The 18,675-nt window shown below is 64.3% G+C and carries 19 protein-coding genes, 1 tRNA gene and 1 pseudogene; 17 read left to right on the forward strand and 4 right to left on the reverse strand.

Annotation, left to right across the window (positions count from 1 at the left end):
• Positions 1 to 2 precede the first annotated feature (2 nt).
• From ACKTEK_RS01265 to ACKTEK_RS01275, 3 genes are all read left to right on the forward strand, one after another.
• Positions 3 to 809 carry an SDR family NAD(P)-dependent oxidoreductase gene (locus ACKTEK_RS01265; protein WP_409163425.1) on the forward strand — a complete coding sequence of 269 codons (807 nt, stop codon included), beginning with the start codon at positions 3 to 5 and terminating at the stop codon, positions 807 to 809.
• A gap of 18 nt (positions 810 to 827) precedes the next feature.
• Positions 828 to 1,061 carry a DNA gyrase inhibitor YacG gene (locus ACKTEK_RS01270; protein WP_409163426.1) on the forward strand — a complete coding sequence of 78 codons (234 nt, stop codon included), beginning with the start codon at positions 828 to 830 and terminating at the stop codon, positions 1,059 to 1,061.
• 129 nt (positions 1,062 to 1,190) lie between these two features.
• A tRNA-Phe gene (locus ACKTEK_RS01275) sits at positions 1,191 to 1,266 on the forward strand.
• A 71-nt stretch (positions 1,267 to 1,337) separates the two neighbouring features.
• On the opposite strand, the gene ACKTEK_RS01280 is transcribed toward ACKTEK_RS01275, so the two are convergent.
• A complete protein-coding gene (locus tag ACKTEK_RS01280; RefSeq protein WP_409163427.1) occupies positions 1,338 to 2,162 on the reverse strand; it encodes a hypothetical protein in 825 nt (274 codons plus the stop codon).
• Between the two features lie 581 nt (positions 2,163 to 2,743).
• Positions 2,744 to 3,226, reverse strand: a complete 483-nt coding sequence (locus tag ACKTEK_RS01285; protein WP_409163428.1) for an Lrp/AsnC family transcriptional regulator — start codon at positions 3,224 to 3,226, stop codon at positions 2,744 to 2,746.
• Between the two features lie 188 nt (positions 3,227 to 3,414).
• Here ACKTEK_RS01285 and ACKTEK_RS01290 point away from each other — a divergent pair, with 188 nt between their 5' ends.
• From ACKTEK_RS01290 to ACKTEK_RS01335, 10 genes and pseudogenes are all read left to right on the forward strand, one after another.
• Positions 3,415 to 4,155: a phosphoadenylyl-sulfate reductase gene (locus tag ACKTEK_RS01290; RefSeq protein WP_409163429.1), complete on the forward strand. Its 741-nt coding sequence runs from the start codon at positions 3,415 to 3,417 to the stop codon at positions 4,153 to 4,155.
• Positions 4,152 to 5,057: a sulfate adenylyltransferase subunit CysD gene (gene cysD, locus ACKTEK_RS01295; RefSeq protein ID WP_409163430.1), complete on the forward strand. Its 906-nt coding sequence runs from the start codon at positions 4,152 to 4,154 to the stop codon at positions 5,055 to 5,057. Before ACKTEK_RS01290 ends, cysD begins: the two co-directional genes overlap by 4 nt.
• Positions 5,057 to 6,538: a GTP-binding protein gene (locus tag ACKTEK_RS01300; protein WP_409163431.1), complete on the forward strand. Its 1,482-nt coding sequence runs from the start codon at positions 5,057 to 5,059 to the stop codon at positions 6,536 to 6,538. The genes cysD and ACKTEK_RS01300 overlap by 1 nt, the downstream gene beginning before the upstream one ends.
• Positions 6,538 to 7,962, forward strand: coding sequence for a siroheme synthase CysG (gene cysG / locus ACKTEK_RS01305; protein ID WP_409163432.1), 1,425 nt, complete (start codon positions 6,538 to 6,540; stop codon positions 7,960 to 7,962). Before ACKTEK_RS01300 ends, cysG begins: the two co-directional genes overlap by 1 nt.
• On the forward strand, positions 7,959 to 8,252 hold the full coding sequence (locus ACKTEK_RS01310) for a DUF2849 domain-containing protein (protein WP_409163433.1): 294 nt from the start codon (positions 7,959 to 7,961) through the stop codon (positions 8,250 to 8,252). The genes cysG and ACKTEK_RS01310 overlap by 4 nt, the downstream gene beginning before the upstream one ends.
• Positions 8,253 to 8,280: 28 nt before the next feature.
• Complete coding sequence (locus tag ACKTEK_RS01315) at positions 8,281 to 9,969, forward strand: nitrite/sulfite reductase (protein WP_409163434.1); 1,689 nt, start codon at positions 8,281 to 8,283, stop codon at positions 9,967 to 9,969.
• A 24-nt stretch (positions 9,970 to 9,993) separates the two neighbouring features.
• Positions 9,994 to 10,317, forward strand: a pseudogene (locus ACKTEK_RS01320) (DUF934 domain-containing protein); the annotation flags it as partial.
• Positions 10,318 to 10,386: 69 nt separating this feature from the next.
• Positions 10,387 to 11,229 (forward strand): ferredoxin--NADP reductase, encoded by an 843-nt coding sequence (locus tag ACKTEK_RS01325; protein WP_409164867.1) that lies wholly within the window; start codon positions 10,387 to 10,389, stop codon positions 11,227 to 11,229.
• A gap of 106 nt (positions 11,230 to 11,335) precedes the next feature.
• On the forward strand, positions 11,336 to 11,716 hold the full coding sequence (locus ACKTEK_RS01330; RefSeq protein ID WP_409163435.1) for a carboxymuconolactone decarboxylase family protein: 381 nt from the start codon (positions 11,336 to 11,338) through the stop codon (positions 11,714 to 11,716).
• A 35-nt stretch (positions 11,717 to 11,751) separates the two neighbouring features.
• Positions 11,752 to 11,925: a DUF2256 domain-containing protein gene (locus ACKTEK_RS01335; protein WP_409163436.1), complete on the forward strand. Its 174-nt coding sequence runs from the start codon at positions 11,752 to 11,754 to the stop codon at positions 11,923 to 11,925.
• On the opposite strand, the gene ACKTEK_RS01340 is transcribed toward ACKTEK_RS01335, so the two are convergent.
• Positions 11,918 to 12,373, reverse strand: a complete 456-nt coding sequence (locus ACKTEK_RS01340) for an Lrp/AsnC family transcriptional regulator (protein ID WP_409163437.1) — start codon at positions 12,371 to 12,373, stop codon at positions 11,918 to 11,920. The two genes, ACKTEK_RS01335 and ACKTEK_RS01340, sit on opposite strands and share 8 nt — an antisense overlap.
• A 140-nt stretch (positions 12,374 to 12,513) precedes the next feature.
• Between ACKTEK_RS01340 and ACKTEK_RS01345 the strand changes: the two genes are divergently transcribed.
• Positions 12,514 to 14,889: a 1-deoxy-D-xylulose-5-phosphate synthase N-terminal domain-containing protein gene (locus ACKTEK_RS01345; RefSeq protein WP_409163438.1), complete on the forward strand. Its 2,376-nt coding sequence runs from the start codon at positions 12,514 to 12,516 to the stop codon at positions 14,887 to 14,889.
• A gap of 121 nt (positions 14,890 to 15,010) precedes the next feature.
• Complete coding sequence (locus ACKTEK_RS01350) at positions 15,011 to 15,748, forward strand: SapC family protein (protein WP_409163439.1); 738 nt, start codon at positions 15,011 to 15,013, stop codon at positions 15,746 to 15,748.
• Between the two features lie 10 nt (positions 15,749 to 15,758).
• On the opposite strand, the gene ACKTEK_RS01355 is transcribed toward ACKTEK_RS01350, so the two are convergent.
• Positions 15,759 to 16,727, reverse strand: a complete 969-nt coding sequence (locus ACKTEK_RS01355) for an agmatinase (protein ID WP_409163440.1) — start codon at positions 16,725 to 16,727, stop codon at positions 15,759 to 15,761.
• 101 nt (positions 16,728 to 16,828) lie between these two features.
• Between ACKTEK_RS01355 and ACKTEK_RS01360 the strand changes: the two genes are divergently transcribed.
• Together ACKTEK_RS01360 and ACKTEK_RS01365 are read left to right on the forward strand one after the other, a co-directional pair.
• Complete coding sequence (locus ACKTEK_RS01360) at positions 16,829 to 17,827, forward strand: YeiH family protein (RefSeq protein ID WP_409163441.1); 999 nt, start codon at positions 16,829 to 16,831, stop codon at positions 17,825 to 17,827.
• A gap of 74 nt (positions 17,828 to 17,901) precedes the next feature.
• Positions 17,902 to 18,642, forward strand: coding sequence for a DUF1194 domain-containing protein (locus ACKTEK_RS01365; RefSeq protein ID WP_409163442.1), 741 nt, complete (start codon positions 17,902 to 17,904; stop codon positions 18,640 to 18,642).
• Positions 18,643 to 18,675 lie beyond the last annotated feature (33 nt).

Here is an 18,675-nt window from a genome sequence, read left to right on the forward strand (position 1 = left end):
CCATGACAGGCAGGCTTGAGGGAAAGATCGCGCTGGTTGCCGGGGCTGGGTCCATCGGGCCGGGCTGGGGCAACGGCAAGGCGACCGCGACGCTGTTCGCGCGCGAAGGGGCAGCGGTTTGCTGCGCCGACATCAATCTCGAAGCCGCCGAGGAGACCGCAGCCCTGATCCGCGACGAGGGCGGCAGCGCCATGGCGGTGCGTTGCGACGTGGCTGATGCGCAAAGCGTCGAGGCCATGGTCGCCGACACCATGAAGCAGTTCGGCCGCATCGACATTCTCGACAACAATGTCGGGCTGGCCGAGGTCGGCGGCGTCGTCGAACTGCCCGAGGCCGATTGGGACCGGGTGATGGACGTCAACCTGAAGGGCGCCTACCTCACCATGAAGCACGTCATCCCCATCATGGTGGAAAATGGCGGCGGCTCCATCGTCAACATCTCCTCAATTGCCGGCATCCGCTACACCGGCGTCCCCTACGCGACCTACTACGCGTCGAAATCCGCCCTCAATCACCTCACCCGCACGACAGCCGTCGAATATGCCGCGCGCAAGGTTCGCGTGAATGCCGTCCTGCCGGGCCTGATGAAAACGCCGATGGTGGAAAAGTCGGCGGCCCTTGCCTCGGTCTACGCCGACGGCGACATTGAGGCCATGTGGGCGGCGCGCGACGCGCAGGTGCCCATGGGCCACATGGGCGATGCATGGGACGTGGCGCACGCGGCCCTGTTCCTCGCCAGCGACGACGCCAGATACGTGACCGGCGTGGAACTACTTGTTGATGGCGGCATCACACTGAAGATTTCCTGACGAGCCGGAAGGCACTCGATGGCTGCAAACGACAACGACCCTGCAACCGCAGGCAACACGGCTGCGCCCGTGCCGAAATGCCCGATCTGCGGCAAGCAGCGCGTCGCCGAATACCGCCCGTTCTGTTCGCGCCGCTGCGCCGACGTGGACCTCAACCGCTGGTTCAGTGGGGCCTATGCGGTGCCCGCGGTCGAGGACGACAGCGACGGCGAAACCGATCCCGACGGCTTCGGCGGCGAGGGGGAGGGGTGAGCCCTGCGCGACCCTTCGGTCGCGACAAAAAACTGTCACGCTGGCCTATGGACACGTGAGAACCGCTTATCTATAAACCGGGCCTGCTCGCGCGTGCACAAATACCCCCGCACGCCTCGATGCCCGGATGCCCAGGTAGCTCAGTTGGTAGAGCATGCGACTGAAAATCGCAGTGTCGGTGGTTCGATCCCGCCCCTGGGCACCATTACTCTAACGAGCTCGGGCTAATCGGTATGTAGGCAGGCAAGCGGCCTACAACATCTGCGGGCGACTAACTTAGCTGTTCATCGAGAATTTTGCGGTCAGTAACTCAGTAAATTTTCCGGAGAAATTTATCCTATCGCCGGCAAAGCAAGTGACCGATGTTTCCGAATTTGAGTAAGGACTCAATCTCTGTAGGCATACGCCGCACGGGACGATATTTGAGCCGTCATTTGGCGTATAAAGATATACATTTTGGATTCGAGCGGCCCCTGAATCGGCAATCATGCTAGCTAACGCGCCGGACTCCGCGCATATCCCGGCCGGGAATGAGACGTTTTCAATATTTACCCCGAAATATTTATTTCCTGATTGATTCACTATACAAGAAACTACCGGAAATTTAGAATACACCGCATCGCAACGATCGAGTCGTGACTTCATTTCATCAAAAACTTGCATATTGTCAGGTTTAACCCTAAATTGATCCAGCCGCTGCGCCTTCTCAAGAAGAAGTGCGAGATTGCTTGACGAGCGGCGTCCAATTAATTTTTCTAATTCGGCTGGGTTCATCAAATTATCTGATATTTTCTGTCGAAACGCATCAAATCCAGCGTCTTTGAGATCGCCAAATTTAGGAAATTTCATTCCATCACTTGACGCCGATAGTGAGGTAATTTGATCACGCTCTATTTCTACAACAAACGTGTCATGTCGGTGAACAGTGTAATCTGTATCAAGCTTATTGAAAAAGAATCCAGCGCCAGATTTTGAGGCATAAATCTTCATATCTGTCATCCCATCTGGAACTTCGTAGCTTTTCATATCTTCAGTTTCTTCAAATCCATAGTAAAAATATGTAAAATGCTTTGCCCCAACCCCTCTATCTTTGATGGTCACGTGATCTGACTCCCACCTTCCGCGTGGTCGAAGCGAGGGATGGCGATCATTCCATTCAATGGAGTACGATCGGCCACGGGCCATTATCGTTTTTTTCCAAAACGCGGGCCAAAGGGCTATCAGTGCTATGCAAGGCGTTCCGGTTTGTTGATGGAACTCTAGGTAATACGAAGGGCCACCGATCTCGCGCCAATTTGATGTGAAAGCTATGATTCGAGGGACTATAAGTAGGGAAATGACTATAACTATAACCAAAAATATTGATGAGTCTTCTAAATTGGGTAGCCGCAGTATGACAGCTACAGCTGAACTTAAAACGGCAAATAGAAAAAAGTCAAAATAGTTTCTATTCATGAGGATGTGAGCCTAAACGATTGGCGGGGTCGGGGCTTAGAATTTTCGAGCAATGAAACCATATAGTGGGTTAACCGTCAAAGGTGCTGCTTTAAATCGAGTATAACTCAATATGTTCAATGAAATAGAACGTGTGCCTCTAAACGAATGTCTATTGGGCCGCGAGTTGCCCGTAAAATCAGCCGCCGGATTTGCGGATTCGCTTCCGAATAGTGCGGGTGCATTATTTACCTAGAGCTTGGCTTCTCGCCCAACGGCAACGCGGTTCGCGAGACCAGCTCTTCCATGGAGAGCAGCGACGTGACGTTGAAGATGGAAACGTCCGCGACGAGCGAGCGGTAGAAGGCATCATAGGCCTGCGGGTCGGCGACGCGGACCTTGGCGATGTAGTCGATGTCGCCGGCGAGGCGGTGCGCCTCCTGCACCTCCGGCCGCCGGCGGATCGCCTGCAGGAACTGCTCGGTCCATTCCGGATCGTGCCGCGCGGTGCGGATCAGCACGTAGAAGCAGCAACCAAGCCCCACATGCGCCGGGTCCAGCAGTGCCACTTGTGCGCGGATCACGCCGCGTTCACGCAATTTCCGGATACGAGTCCAGACCGGTGTCTTGGAAGACCCCACTTTTTCGGCCAAATCCTCGAGAGATTGCGTTGTGTCGCGCTGAAGCTCGGAGAGGATTTTCCGATCCAGCCCGTCCAGTGCATCAGACATTTTGAGAAACCTCTAATTTAGAGAACAACGTTCCGATGTAGTCGCGATAGCCTCGCATATCGTTCCTATTTGTTCGCGCATATAGCCCGGTTTTGGGAAATAATCCTATATTCCCGTCCATCGCAAGGCGGCTGGCGACACCTGCCGGCCGCAACCTCTGAACGGCACCCGCCCCCAAGGACAGCAAGATGGAAACCGCGCTGCACGATACAGCGAGACAACTCGACGCCGAATTGCGCGAGATCGACGCTCTTCCCGCACGCCTGCGCCACATCGCGCAGGCCGTTCCGGGCCGCGTCGCATTCTCCACCTCGCTCGGTATCGAGGACCAGGTGGTGCTGGCTGCCATTGCCGCCGCCGATGCGGACGTTGACGTCTTCACGCTCGATACCGGCCGACACTTTCCCGAGACGCTGGAAACGCTAGACATGAGCGAGGCCCGCTACGGGCGGCAGATCCGCGTCGTGTTTCCCGAGAGCGACGACGTGGAACAGCTCGTCGCGCGCGACGGCATCTTCGGGTTCCGCAACTCGCTGGAAGCCCGCCGCGCCTGCTGCGACGTGCGCAAGGTGCGCCCGCTCAACCGCGCGCTGCAAGGCGCGTCCGGCTGGATCACCGGTCTGCGTTCCGGCCAGGCCACGACGCGCGCGGAAGTGCCGCTCGCCAGTGCCGACACGAACCTCGGCCTCATTAAGATTTCCCCGCTGGGCGACTGGTCGCTGGAGCGCATCGAAGCCTATGCAGATGAACACGCCGTGCCGCGCAACCCGCTGCACGCACGCGGTTTCCCCTCCATCGGCTGCCAGCCCTGCACCCGCGCCATCGAGCCGGGCGAGGACATCCGCGCCGGGCGCTGGTGGTGGGAAAACGCGGAACACAAGGAATGCGGACTGCACAGCCGTCCGCGCGCGAAAGGCCAGGCGGCATGAACCGACATCTCGACCAACTTGACCTGCTGGAAGCGGAAGCAATCCACATCTTCCGCGAGGCGGCAGCCCAGTTCCGCAAGCCGGTGCTGCTCTACTCGATCGGCAAGGATTCGACCGTCCTGCTGCATCTGGCGCGCAAGGCTTTCTACCCGGCCAAGCCGCCGTTCCCGCTGCTGCACGTCGACACCACGTGGAAGTTCCGCGAGATGATCGCGTTCCGTGATCGCTCGGCGCGCGATTTCGGCCTCGACCTGATCGTCCACACCAACGAGGACGGCCGCCAGCGCAACGTGAACCCGTTCGACTTCGCGCCGTCCGTCTACACCGACGTGATGAAGACGCAGGCGCTGAAGCAGGCGCTCGACATGCACGGCTTCGACGGTGCCATCGGCGGTGCGCGCCGCGACGAGGACGGAAGCCGCGCCAAGGAGCGTGTCTTCTCGTTCCGCAACCCCGGACACCGCTGGGACCCGCGCCGCCAGCGCCCGGAACTCTGGCAGCTCTACAATGCCCGCCTCGCGCAGGCCGAGACGGCGCGCGTCTTCCCGCTGTCGAATTGGACCGAGGCCGACATCTGGCGCTACATCGCGCGTGAACGCCTCGACGTGGTGCCGCTCTATTTTGCCGACGTACGACCGACAATCGAGCGCGGCGGCAACCTGCTCGTCGTGGACGACGACCGGATCACACTTGAAGCCGGCGAAACGGTCGTTCCGCGCAAGGTGCGGTTCCGCACACTTGGCTGCTGGCCGCTGACCGCCGCTGTCCCCTCCGACGCCGAAGATCTCGAAAGCGTGATCGCCGAAACCCTCGGCTCGCGCCTGTCCGAACGCCATGGCCGCATCATCGATCACGACGAGGCCGGCGCCATGGAACGCAAGAAGCAGGAAGGCTACTTCTGATGACCGCACTTGCGAAGCAGGAAGCCCCGCTGGCTCCGCTCCTTCCCCGCACCCTGACCGAACAGGTCCGCGTGCTGATGTGCGGCTCGGTGGACGACGGCAAGTCGACGCTGATCGGCCGCCTGCTGTGGGACAGTTCCGCCGTCTTCGATGACCAGCACGCCACCATCCTGCAGGCCGATGGCCAGCCGGATTTCTCGCGGCTGGTCGACGGGCTGACGGCGGAGCGCGAGCAGGGCATCACCATCGATATCGCCTGGCGCTATCTCGACGTGGATGACCGCCGCATTGTCATCATCGACAGCCCCGGCCACGAGCAGTACACGCGCAACATGGCGAGCGGCGCGTCCCATGCCGACCTCGCCGTTCTGCTGGTCGATGCGCGCCACGGCATCAAGACGCAGACCCGCCGGCATGCCGCACTCCTGTCGCTATTCGGCATCCGCCGCGTTGTCGTCGCCATCAACAAGATGGACCTCGTCGACTGGTCGCGCGAGCGCTTCGAGCAGATCGCCCGCGACTTCGAGGGTGTTGCGCGCGGGCTCGCCTTCACCGAGGTCGAGACCGTGCCGATCAGCGCGAAGGGCGGCGACAACATCGTCTCGCGCTCAGCCCATACGCCATGGTTCGGCGGGCCGAGCCTGATCGACGTGCTGAGCGTGCCCCAAGCCGAGCTGGAGCGTGATCGTTCAGCCCTGCGCTTCCCGGTGCAGTACGTGCTGCGCGAGGGCCGCGATTTTCGTGGGCTGGCCGGGACGATCCTCAGCGGCCAGATCGCGGAAGGTGATGCCTTCCGCGACGCGATTTCCGGCCGCTCGGCTAAGGTGGCGCGCATCGTCACCATGGGCGGCGACCTGCGGATTGCGTCCGCCGGGCAGGCGGTCACCATCGTGCCAGACCGCGATCTCGACATTTCGCGCGGCGCGCTGCTGTCCGCGCCCGACGACGCGCCGACGCTGGCCGACCGTGTGGGCGCCCGCATCGTCTGGCTGTCCGAGACGCCATATGACCCGGCGTCGGGTTACCTGCTGCGCACGGGCACCGACACGGTGCCGCTGTCGAAGTTCGACGTCACATCCCACCTCGACCTGGCGACGATCAGCGAGAAGCCGGCTGAGGGTTGCTCCAGCAATGATATCGCCGTGGTCTCCGCCCGGCTGGCGCGCCCTGTCGCGCTCGACACATTCAACGCAGGGCTTGGCACCGGATCAATCCTGATCGTCGACGCGCTGACCGGCGCGACGGTTGCCGGCGGTGTCGTCACGGAAGCCGCTGCCGCAGACACGACCGAGGACACCGGCGCATTCCGCCTCACCCGGCAGATGCTCGGCTCCGGCCTGTGCCGCGACCTCGGCGACGCCGCGACAGACCGGGAAGAGTTCCGCCGCCGCGCGACCGAGGCCGCAAACCTGCTGGCGGCGGCCGGCATCGCCGTCGATCTGAGCGATGTCCTCAAGCCGAACGCGAAGGAGGATGCGTGATGCGTCACTTCCCCATCTATCTCGACACCGAAGGCCAGACGGTCGTCGTTTCCGGCGCCGGTGAAACCGCGGTCGCAAAGCTGCGGCTGATCCTCAAGACGCAGGCGACCGTGCGCGTTTACGGCGCGGACCCGGCGCAGCAGGTGCTGCAATGGGCAGGCGAGGGCAAGGTTTCGTTCTCCGGCCGCGCGCTGGAAGCAGCCGACGTCACCGGCGCGCGGCTGCTCTACTGCGCCAATGACGACGAAGTCGAGGACGCGCGTGTCGCAGCCCTTGGCCACGGCGCGGGCGTGCTGGTCAACGTGGTCGACAATCTCGACGCCAGTCAGTTCATCACCCCGGCCATCGTCGACCGCGACCCCGTCACCATTGCCATCGGCACCGAGGGTGCGGCCCCCGTCCTCGCCCGCCGCATCAAGGCGGATTTGGAAGCGCGACTCGATGCCTCGCTCGGCACGCTGGCGCGCATCGGCAAGGCGTTTCGCACCAAGGCCGAGAGCCTGCCGCATGGCCGTCCGCGCCGCGAGTTTTGGCAGCGATATTACGACTCCACCGGCGCCGAGGCGCTGGCCCATGGCGGCGAGCCTGCCGTGCGCGTCGCGCTCGATGCCATGCTGTGGGAGCACATGAGCGGCGCACGGAAACGCAAGTCCGGCTATGTCTGGCTGGTCGGTGCCGGCCCTGGCGACCCGGACCTGCTGACGGTGAAGGCGCAGCGCGTGCTGCGCGAGGCCGACGTGGTGATCCACGACCGGCTCGTCTCCCCGCAGGTGCTCGACCTTGCCCGCCGCGAGGCGGTCTTTGTCGAGGTCGGCAAGATCCCCGGCGGCGAAAGCTGGAAGCAGGATGATATCAACGCGCTGATGGTCGAGCATGCGGCCTCCGGTGCCCATGTCGTGCGGCTCAAGTCCGGTGACCCGACCATCTACGGGCGGCTGGACGAGGAGATGGACGCACTCGACGAGGCCGGCATCGGCTTCGAGGTCGTCTCCGGCATCACGTCGGCCATCGCCGGTGCTGCCCGCATTCGGTCTTCGCTCACCAAGCGCAAGCGCAACTCCGAGTTCCGGTTTCTGACGGGGCAGGACGTCGCCGGTTTCGCCGAGCACGACTGGCGCGCGCTGGCGCGTCCCGGTTCGGTCGCCGCGATCTACATGGGCGTGCGCGCCTCACGCTTCGTGCAGGCGCGCCTGCTGATGCACGGCGCGGACGCTGCAACGCCGGTCACCGTCATCGAGCAGGTGTCGCGCGCCGAGGAAAAGACGGTCGCGACCAATCTCGGCAATCTCGAAACGGCGACGGCGGAAGCCGGCATTCGCGGTCCGGCGATCATCTTCATCGGGCTGGAGCCGCGCGAGGCGGCTGCCCGCATCGCGCCGGAAGCGGTCGCAGTCGAGCCGGTGCAGGAGGCCGCGTATTCATGAGCAAGTCCGCACCCCGCATCGTCTCCGCCAACGACTTGCTAGACGGCGACGTCATCTATTTCACTTCCCAGGATGGCTGGAGCCGCGACATTTCCGACGCCGCTGTCGTCGCCGACGATGAGCCGGCGAACGATCTGCTGAAACGTGCTGAGGCCCAGCCCGGCATCGCGGTCGGTCCCTACCTCGTCCCCGTCGCGGTCGAGGATGGCGTCCCTGCACCGCTGCATGTTCGCGAGCGGCTGCGCATCGTCGGGCCGTCGGTTGGTCCGGTCAAAGCCAGCGCCGCCTGAAACGCACGAACCCGAAAGGCTTTTTGCCATGTACCGCTATGACGAGTTCGACGACGCCATCGTGCGCAACCGCGTTCGCCAGTTCCGCACCCAGGTGGACCGGCGCATTTCCGGCGCGCTGACCGAGGACGAGTTCAAGCCGCTGCGCCTGCAGAACGGCCTCTACCTGCAACTGCATGCCTACATGCTGCGGGTGGCCATTCCCTACGGCACGCTGAACGCCCGCCAGATGGACCAGCTCGCGATGATCGCCGAGCGTTGGGACCGTGGCTTCGGCCACTTCACCACGCGCCAGAACATCCAGTACAACTGGCCCAAGCTGCGCGACACCGGTGACATTCTCGAAGCGCTGGCCGATGTCGGCATGCACGCCATCCAGACCTCCGGCAACTGCATCCGCAACGTGACAGCGGATCATTTCGCCGGTGCTGCCGCCGACGAGATCGAGGACCCGCGCCCGACCGCCGAACTGCTGCGCCAGTGGTCCACCGACCACCCGGAATTCGCTTTCCTGCCGCGCAAGTTCAAGATCGCCGTCACCGGCTCGCCGAACGACCGCGCCGTGACGCGCGCCCACGATATCGGCTTGCGCATGGTGCGCGGCGGGAACGACGAGCCGGGCTACGAGGTCATCGTCGGCGGCGGGCTTGGCCGCACGCCGATGGAAGGCAAGGTGGTGCGCGAATTCCTGCCGAAAGCCGACCTGCTGCCCTATGTCGAGGCGATCCTGCGCGTCTACAACCTGCGCGGCCGCCGCGACAACAAGTACAAGGCGCGCATCAAGATCCTCGTCCACGAGACCGGGTTGGAGACGATCCGCGAGGAAATCGAGCAGGAGTTCACCAATCTCGTGGAGCAGCACGGCGGCCCGTCCGTGCGGCCCGACCCGGCCGAGATCGCGCGCATCGAAAGCTACTTCGCGCCACCGGAATGGGAGAGCTTAAGCGACACTGACCCGGCTTATGAAAAGGCGATGGAGGCTGACAGCGCGTTCCGGGACTGGGCGCAGCAGAACCTCGTCGAGCACCGCAAGCCGGGCTATCGGATCGTCACTGTCTCACTCAAGGCCATCGGTGCGGAGCCGGGAGACGCCACCGCAGAGCAGATGCGCGTCATCGCCGATCTGGCCCGCCGCTTCGGGCATGACGAGATCCGCATCAGCCACGAGCAGAACGTGGTGCTTCCCCATGTCCGGTTGCGCGACCTGCCGACGGTCCATGCCGAGCTTGAGCGGCACGGCCTTGCCACCGCCAATGTTGGTCTCATCAGCGACATCATCGCCTGCCCGGGCATGGACTACTGCGCGCTGGCAACGGCCCGCTCCATTCCCATCGCGCAGGATATCGCGCGCCATTTTGGTGACCCGGAACGGGCGAAAACCATCGGCGAGATGAAGATCAAGATCTCCGGCTGCATCAATGCCTGCGGCCACCATCACGTCGCACATATCGGCATTCTCGGCCTCGACCGGAACGGCGTCGAGAACTACCAGATCACGCTCGGCGGCGACCACACCGAGACCTTCAAGATCGGCGAACGTGCCGGTCGCGGCTTCGGTGCCGAAGAGGTGGTGCCGGCCATCGAGCGGCTGGTGGATGCCTACCTGGAGTTGCGCGAAGGCCCGCTGGAAACCTTCCTCATGGCCTATCGCCGGCTCGGTGCCGACCCGTTCAAGGCCGCGCTCTATCCGGAAAATTCCAAGGCGCAGGCCGCCTGAGACACGTTTGCGAGGACCGTTCAGATGCCACTCATCACCTCAGCCGGGTTTGCCCCGCTTGGCGAAACCGCCTTCCTGCCGCTCGAGGACCTCGATGCGCAGCAGGACTCAGTTGCGCTCGACGTGCCCAATGACACGGCAGCCGAAAGCCTTGCGCCGGCTTTCAACCGGATCGATGCCATCCGCGTGCGCTTCGACAGCTTCGCCGACGGGCGCGGCTTCTCGCTGGCCAAGCGTCTGCGCAACCTCGGCTACCGCGGCAAACTGCGCGCGCAGGGCCACGTCATCTCCGACCAGTTCCGCTACGCGCTCGATTGCGGCTTCGACGAGATCGAGATCGGCGAGGACCTCGCCAATCGCCAACCGGAATCCGACTGGCTGAAAGCGCTGACCGGCAAGCCGACCTACCGCGACCGGCTGCGCAAGCCCGTCGCCGCGCCGGAGCCGGAACCCGTTGCGCCGGTTTCTGTCTACGTCTCCAACCCGAACGTCCACGAGCAGACGGTGACGCGCGTCACGCACCACACGGACAGCCTGTTCTCCTTCCGCATAACCCGCCCGCAGAGCTTCCGCTTCCGCTCCGGCGAGTTCGCGATGATCGGCCTGCCCAATGCGGAGCGCCCGGTCTTCCGCGCTTACTCGGTGGCAAGCCCGGCCTGGGACGATGAACTGGAGTTCTACTCGATCAAGGTGCCGGACGGTCCGCTGACAGAGCATCTCCAGAAGATCGCCGAAGGCGACACCGTGCTGCTGCGCCCCAAGGCGACGGGCACGTTGACGCTCGATTCCCTGCTGCCCGGCAAGCGCCTGTTCCTGTTCTCGACCGGCACCGGCTTTGCGCCCTTTGCCTCGATCATCCGCGACCCGGAAACCTACGAGAAGTTCGAGCAGGTGATCGTCACCCACACCTGCCGCACGGCAGCCGAACTGGCCTACGGGCACGAGGTGGTCGCCGGCACGCGCGAGGACCCCATCGTCGGTGAGCTCGCCGATGAAAGCCGCTTGGTGCATTTCACCTCGCTGACGCGCGAGCCGCATGCCGTGACCGGTCGCATCACCGACCTGATGGAAGCCGGCACCTTCCCCAAGGCGGTCGGCGTGGAGGCCATCGACCCGGAGCACGACCGCGCGATGATCTGCGGCTCGAGCCGGATGCTGGCCGACACCAAGGACCTGTGCATCCGCTTCGGGCTGGAGGAGGGCAGCAACGCCCGCCCCAACACCTTCGTGGTCGAACGCGCCTTCGTCGACGCGAAGTAGGCCTGTCTCGCCTGTTTCGCAGGCCCGCGTCCCGCTCTAGTCTGGCCACGCTTCGCGCGCGCACGTTTTGCTCGGCCGGCGGAGCGTGTCACGCAGGGAGGCGACCATGGACGAAGAGCTGTTTCGCAAGGGACTGGAGCAGCGCAAGGCAACGCTCGGCGCGGAATATGTCGAGAAGAACCTCGCCGCGGCGGACGATTTCACCCGTCCGTTTCAGGAGGCGATGACCCAGTGGTGCTGGGGCTTCGGCTGGGGGGATGATGCCATCGACCCCAAGACCCGCTCGATGATGAACCTCGCCATGATCGGCGCACTCGGCAAGATGCACGAGTGGGAACTGCACTGCCGCGGCGCGCTGAACAACGGCGTTACCCCGGAGGAAATCCGCGCCATCATCCACGTTGTCGGCATCTATTGCGGCGTGCCGCAGGCGCTGGAGTGCTTCCGCGCCGCCCGCAAGGTGCTGGAGGCGGAAGGCAAGCTGTGAGCGTCGCGCGACGTTTCCGGTAACGGACCTGCCTGATGGCAAAATCCCACCGCAAGGCTGACTTGCCCACAAAGACCTGCAAGACCTGCGGGCGCCCGTTCGCGTGGCGCAAGAAGTGGGAGCGGGGCTGGGAACAGGTGCTCTACTGCTCGCAGCGTTGCGCCCGCGAGGCGCGCTCCGGAAAATCCGAGAAGGACAACTCTACCTGAGGCGCGCGGCCTGGTACTTCACCTGCCGGATGGGAATGGAGGACTCGATGGAGGCGACACCGTCGATCCGCGTCAGCCGCGCGGTGAGGAACCGCTCGAACTCCTCAAGGTCGCGCACAGAGACGCGCAGCAGGTAGTCGAAGCTGCCGGTCATCAGCCAGCAGTCGCACACCTCCGGATAGCCCGCGATGGCACGCTCGAAGGCGACCAGCCTGTCGTCCACCTGCCGGTCGAGGCGCACGGAGACGAACACGTTGACCCCGAAGCCGAGCTTTGCCGCATCAACCTGCACGCTGTAGCCGGTGATGTAGCCGTCCGCCTCCAGCTTGCGGATGCGCCGCGCGCAAGGAGAGGGCGACAGCCCCACCTTCTCGGACAGCTCCTGATGGGACAAACGCGCGTCGCGCTGAAGCTCCGACAGGATTTTGTGGTCGATCTCGTCCAGCATTGCGCCTCGGCCGCCTGAATTCATCACGGTTCGACAAAACCACGCCGGAAATCAGCGTCGCGCTTGCCAATCTCTAGCAAGATTGCACGTAACCTCCAAGCGTGATGCGATATTCATGCCCGTGAACGGGAGACGCGCAGATGGAAGAAGAAACAAGGCACCTGAAAGCAATCGAGCAGCGGCTGTTGTGGCTGTCCCACTGGATGATCCACAACGCCAATCACCTGCGCGAGAAGGAAGACGGCATCAAGATCGGCGGCCACCAGGCGAGTTCCGCCTCCATGGTGTCGATCATGACGGCGCTCTACTTCACCGCACTGCGCCCGCAGGACCGGGTCGCCGTGAAGCCGCACGCCAGTCCGATCTTCCACGCCATGCAGTACATGATGGGCAACCAGACGCGCGAGCGCATGGAGAACTTCCGCGGCTTCGGCGGCGTGCAGTCCTACCCGAGCCGCACGAAGGATGCCGGCGACGTCGATTTCTCCACCGGCTCGGTCGGGCTTGGCGTCGGTATCACGGCGCTTGCCTCGATGGTGCAGGATTTCGTCGCCGCCAAGAGCTGGGGCGACGACCTCGAACTTGGCCGCATGGTCGCGCTCGTCGGGGATGCCGAACTCGACGAGGGCAACGTCTACGAGGTGCTGCAGGAAGGCTGGAAGAACGACCTGCGCAATTGCTGGTGGATCATCGACTACAACCGCCAGTCCCTCGACGGCATCGTCCGCGAGGGTCTGTTCGAGCGCATCGAGGACATCTTCCGCGCTTTCTCGTGGGACGTTGTGAAGGTCAAGTACGGTGCCTTGCAGCGCGCCGCCTTCGAGGAGCCGGGCGGCGAGCGCCTGCGCGAATGGATCGACCAGTGCCCGAACGTGGAATATTCCGCGCTCACCTACATGGGCGGCGCGGTGTGGCGCGAACGCCTGATGGAGGACCTCGGCGACCAGGGCGATGTCAGCGCGTTGATCGACAGGCGCAGCGACCGCGAGCTTGCCTCGCTCATGGAAAATCTCGGCGGCAACTGCGTGGAGACCATGTCGGAGGTCTTCGCCGCGATCGACCATGACCGCCCGACCTGCTTTCTCGCCTACACCATCAAGGGCTGGGGCACGCCGATTGCCGGCCACAAGGACAACCACGGCGGCCTGATGACCAAGGCCCAGATGGCCGACTGGCAGAAGCACATGGGTGTCGCCGAGGGCGAGGAGTGGGAACCTTTCGCCGGCGTTGGTGATGTCGACGCGCTGCGCGACTTCATGGAGATGGCGCCGTTCTTTTCCAAGGGCGCGCGCCGCTATGACGATGCGCGCCTCAAGGTGCCGCAGGTGCCGGCACCGAGCGACCGCGAGATTTCCTCGCAGATGGCCTTCGGCAAGATCCTCGACGAGTTGTCGAAGTCCGACGGCGAGCTTGCCGCCCGCATCCTCACGACCTCGCCGGACGTGACCGGCACCACCAGCCTCGGGCCTTGGGTCAACCGGCGCAAGCTGTTCGCCCGCGCCGAGATGGCGGACGCCTTTATCGAGCACCGCATTCCCTCAACCGCCAAGTGGGAGTTCACGCCCAAGGGCCAGCACATCGAGCTCGGTATCGCGGAGATGAACCTGTTCCTGCTGCTGGGTGCGGCAGGCCTCTCGCATTCGCTGTTCGGCAAGCGGCTCATCCCCATCGGCACGGTCTACGATCCCTTCGTGTGCCGTGGCCTCGATGCGCTGAACTACGCCTGCTACCAGGACGCCCGCTTCATGATCGTCGGCACCCCGTCCGGCGTGACGCTCTCGCCGGAAGGCGGCGCGCACCAGTCCATCGGCACGCCGCTCATCGGCATGAGCCAGGACGGGCTGGCCGCTTTTGAGCCGGCCTTTGCCGACGAACTCGCCGTCATCATGGAATGGGCCTTTGACTACATGCAGCGCAGCGGCGAGGGCGACCCGGACGAGCGCACATGGCTGCGCGACGAGACGGGCGGCTCGGTCTACCTGCGCCTGACGACCAACCCGATCGAGCAGCCGGGCAAGCGCGCCGACGACGACTTCCGCCAAGGCTCCATCGACGGCGGCTACTGGCTGCGCAAGCCGGGGCCGAACTGCGAGGTCGTGATTGCCTACCAGGGTGCTGTCGCGCCGCAAGCGATCCGCGCGGCAGGGCAATTGTCTCAGTCGCGCCGCGATGTCGGCGTGCTTGCGATCACGTCCGCCGACCGCCTCAATGCCGGCTGGACGGCAGCCCAGCGCGCCCGCTCGCGCGGCAATACCAATGCGGTCAGCCATGTCGAGCATTTGCTCGCCGACCTGCCGTCCCATTGCAGCGTCATCACCGTCATCGATGGGCACCCGGCGACGCTGTCATGGCTCGGCTCGGTGTGGGGTCACCGCACGATCCCGCTCGGCGTAGAGCACTTTGGCCAGACGGGCACCATTGGCGATCTCTACCACCATTACGGGATCGACGCCGACGCCATCATCGAGAAGGTCAACGGGCTGACGGTCGGCCGCCGCGCCAGCTACACGCTCTAAGGCTCGCGGTACGCCTCCCGGTCTGCCATGCCACGCGCCGCGTGATAGGGTGCGCGCGGGGATTCGCGTGTTCAAGCTGGCAGGCGGGTTCCCGGTGTTTCACGACGGGGAGTGATCCGGCATGGCGAAGAAGGCTGGAAGCGCGGCGGCGGAGGAGCCGGCGCGCAAGACGATGTACGGACAGGTGACGGTTCTCAACAACCGCGACCATGCCGACCTGACGCTCGGCCCGCTCAACGATCATCGCCACGCAGCCCACTTGAATGCCGTCGCGATTGCCGCCGCCGAATTGCCGCAGGCCGCGATGCACTACCCGATCGTGTTCGGCGAGCATAACGGCGTGTGGTCGGCCTACGCGGTGGCTGGCCCGCGCGCGGAGCACAACGCCTTCATCGGGCCGGACGGGGCCTGGCTGCCGGGTCACTATGTTCCGGCCCTCGTGCGCCGCTACCCGTTCATTCTCGTTGGAAGCCCGGAAAGCGGGCGGCTGTCACTGGCCGCCGATCTCGAAGCCGAATGCCTGAAGGGCAGCGACGGCCAGCGCATCTACGAAGGCGGAAAGCCGACCCGGATCGCCGACAACATCCTGCGCTTCTGTCTTTCGTTCGACGAGCAGATGCAGGTCTCCGGCGTGCTGTTCAAACGCATCGCCGATGCCGGCATTTTCGTCGACCGGCAAGCCAAGGTGACGCTTCCCAGCGGCGAGACGAGCCAGATTTCGGGCTTCGCCATCGTCGACGAGAAAAAGCTGTCGGAACTGCCCGACGAGATCTTCCTCACCCTGCGCGCCAACGGGGTGCTCAACCTGATCTTCTGTCACCTTTGGTCGATGCGCGGCTGGGAAAACATCCTGCAGTAGACGCGAGCGCCTAGCGCCGCTTCGCGATGTTGTTCGCCATGACGCAGAGCAGTTCGAACATGATCGAGACGCCGAGCCAAGCCGTGCCTCCGGCCTGGTCGAAGGGTGGGGAGACCTCCACGAGGTCCGCGCCGACGATGTTCACGCCGTCGAGTTCGCGCACCACCTGAAGTGCCTGGAACGAGTTCGGTCCGCCGACTTCCGGCGTGCCGGTGCCCGGCGCGAAGGCCGGGTCCACGAAATCGATGTCGTAGGAGACGTAGGTCTTGCCCTCGCCGACGATTTCGCGAGCTTCCGCCATCACGTCCTCGATGCCGCGCGCAAAGAACTCCTCGATGGCGATGATCCGGATGCCGACGGATTCCGCGAAGTCGCGGTCTTCGCTGTCATAGGCCGTGCCGCGAATGCCGATCTGCACCACGCGCTCCGGGTCGATCAGCTCTTCCTCGACAGCGCGGCGGAACGGCGTCCCGTGGGTGTACATGCAGCCGTCGAAATAGCTGTGGAACAGGTCCGTGTGGCTGTCGAAATGGATCATGCCCAGGGAGCCATTGGCCGCCAGCCCGCGCAGGATCGGCAGCGAGCACAAATGGTCGCCGCCGGCGGTCAGCGGCACGATCCCGGCCTGCTGGACTTTCGTGTAGTACCGCGTGAAGCGCTCGAGACTGTCCATCACGTCCGCCGGGTTCGGGCCGACATCGCCGAGGTCGGCGCAATTGACAAGCTCGAACGGGCGCACCCAGCTGGCCCCGTTCTGGGCGCGGATCATGGTGGAGTAGTCGCGAAGCTGGCGCGGTCCGTGGCGCGGGCCGGGCCGGTTGGTGGTGCCGCCGTCCCACGGCGCGCCTATGATCCCGATATCCACCTCGCCGATGCGCTCATCCTCCAGCGGCACGTGCGGCAGGCGCATGAAGGTCGGCACGCCCGCGAAACGCGGCAGGTCGAAGCCCGAGACCGGTTGGAAGAATTCATCGCGCATCAAAAGCCCCTCTCTTGCATGGCTGCCAGAGACTAGCAGGCATTGCTGCGGCGTGAAGAACCTGCATGCTGCTCGGCGGGGAAACGATGAGGGGCAGGCACTTGGAAAGCAGGCGCGAACGGCTGGTCGCTTCAGCGCGGGAAAAATCCGGCGGCCTGCTGCTAGCCGTCACGATTGCCGCCGCAGCCGTCTTCCTCTCGGAGCATTACGGCGCGCCGCAGATGCTCTTCGCGCTGCTGATCGGCATGGCTTTCAACTTCCTCGCCACCGAGGAGAAGACCGCCGTCGGCATCGACTTTTCCGCTCGGACCGTCCTGCGCGTCGGCGTCGCGCTGCTCGGTATCCGGCTGTCTGCCGCCGACATCCTCGGCCACGGTTGGGTCCCGGTCGCGGCCATCGTGGTCTTTGTCGCCAGCACCATCGTCGCCGGGCTGGTGATCTCGCGCCTTGCGGGACGTTCGATCGACTTCGGCCTGCTGACCGGTGGCGCGGTCGCGATCTGCGGCGCTTCGGCGGCGCTCGCGATCACCTCTGTTCTGTCACCCGAAAAACGCTCCGAACGCGACACCCTTTTCACCGTGGTCGCCGTCACCACGCTCTCGACCCTGGCGATGGTTCTCTATCCGGTGCTGTTCAAGTCGCTCGGGTTGGATGACAACCAGACCGGGTTTCTCATCGGTGCGACGGTGCACGATGTCGCGCAGGTCGTCGGCGCGGGCTACTCGGTCTCGGATGTGGCCGGCGACATGGCCACGCTCACCAAGCTGCAACGCGTCGCGCTGCTGCCCATCGTGCTGCTGGTCATCCTCGCCTTCAACCGGGGCAGGGGTGGGGAGAAGGGTACGGTCGGCCTGCCGTGGTTCCTCGTCGGCTTCGTCATCCTCATGGGCATCAACAGCCTCGGCGTCGTGCCGGGCGTGGTGCGTGACGTGCTGTCGGATACCTCGCGCTGGCTGCTGGTGATGGCGATTGCCGCACTCGGGGTGAAGACCTCGCTGAAGGAGATGTTCGCCGTCGGGCCGAGGCAGGCGATGATCGTCGTCGGCGAGACGGTTTTCCTGCTCGTTCTCGCGCTGGGGTTCGTTCTCGCGGTGATGTGACAACGACTGCCGTTGCGTCCGGTAACCGCGATGCTACGCTTGCCGGCATCAGGTCCTGACCCGGAGACGAGACGATGCGCATCATCCTCGCCGCCTTGCTGTTCGTGTGCCTAAGCCTGCCGACACCGGCTCCCGCGCAAGGCTACGACGTCGACCTCGAACTCGTGCTGCTCGCTGATGCGACCGGCTCGATCGACGACCGCGAGATCCAGTTCCAGCGCGAGGGCTATGCCAGTGCCATCACCCACCCGCAGGTGCTCTCGGCCATCGCGCAGGGCGGATACGGGCGCATCGCGATCACTTATGTCGAGTGGGCGGATTCCGCCTCGCAGCAGGTGGTGGCGGACTGGGCGGTCATCTCGGATGCGGCCAGCGCGGAAGCCTTCGCCGCCGAACTGCGCGGCAAGCCGCGCCTCGCATTCGGCCGCAACGCAATCGGCGCGGCGCTGCTCTTCGGCAAGAAGCTGATCGAGGAGAACAATCACCGTGGCCTGCGCCGCGTGCTCGACTTGTCAGCCGACAGTGCCAACAACTGGTCCGGGCCGCCGATTGCGCTGGCGCGCGACGAGGTGCTTGCCGCAGGGATTACCATCAACGGCCTCGCCATCCTGTGCCGCAACTGCTCCGGGCGGCCGGTCGACTACGACCTGGAAGCCGCCTTCACCCAGCAGTTGATCGGCGGCGCGGGATCCTTCGTCATCACCGCTGACAGCGAAGCAACCTTCGCGGAAGCCGTGCGGCGGAAATTGATCCTTGAAATCGCCCAACTGCCGGGCAAAGTCGCGGAACACGAGCCGGTGCACGCGCGCCGGTAGTCTGGCTTCCGCCATCCGGTGTTCAAGGGTCTC

Source organism: Tepidamorphus sp. 3E244 (assembly GCF_046159835.1).
Classification (GTDB): Bacteria; Pseudomonadota; Alphaproteobacteria; order Rhizobiales; family Tepidamorphaceae; genus JACKJK01.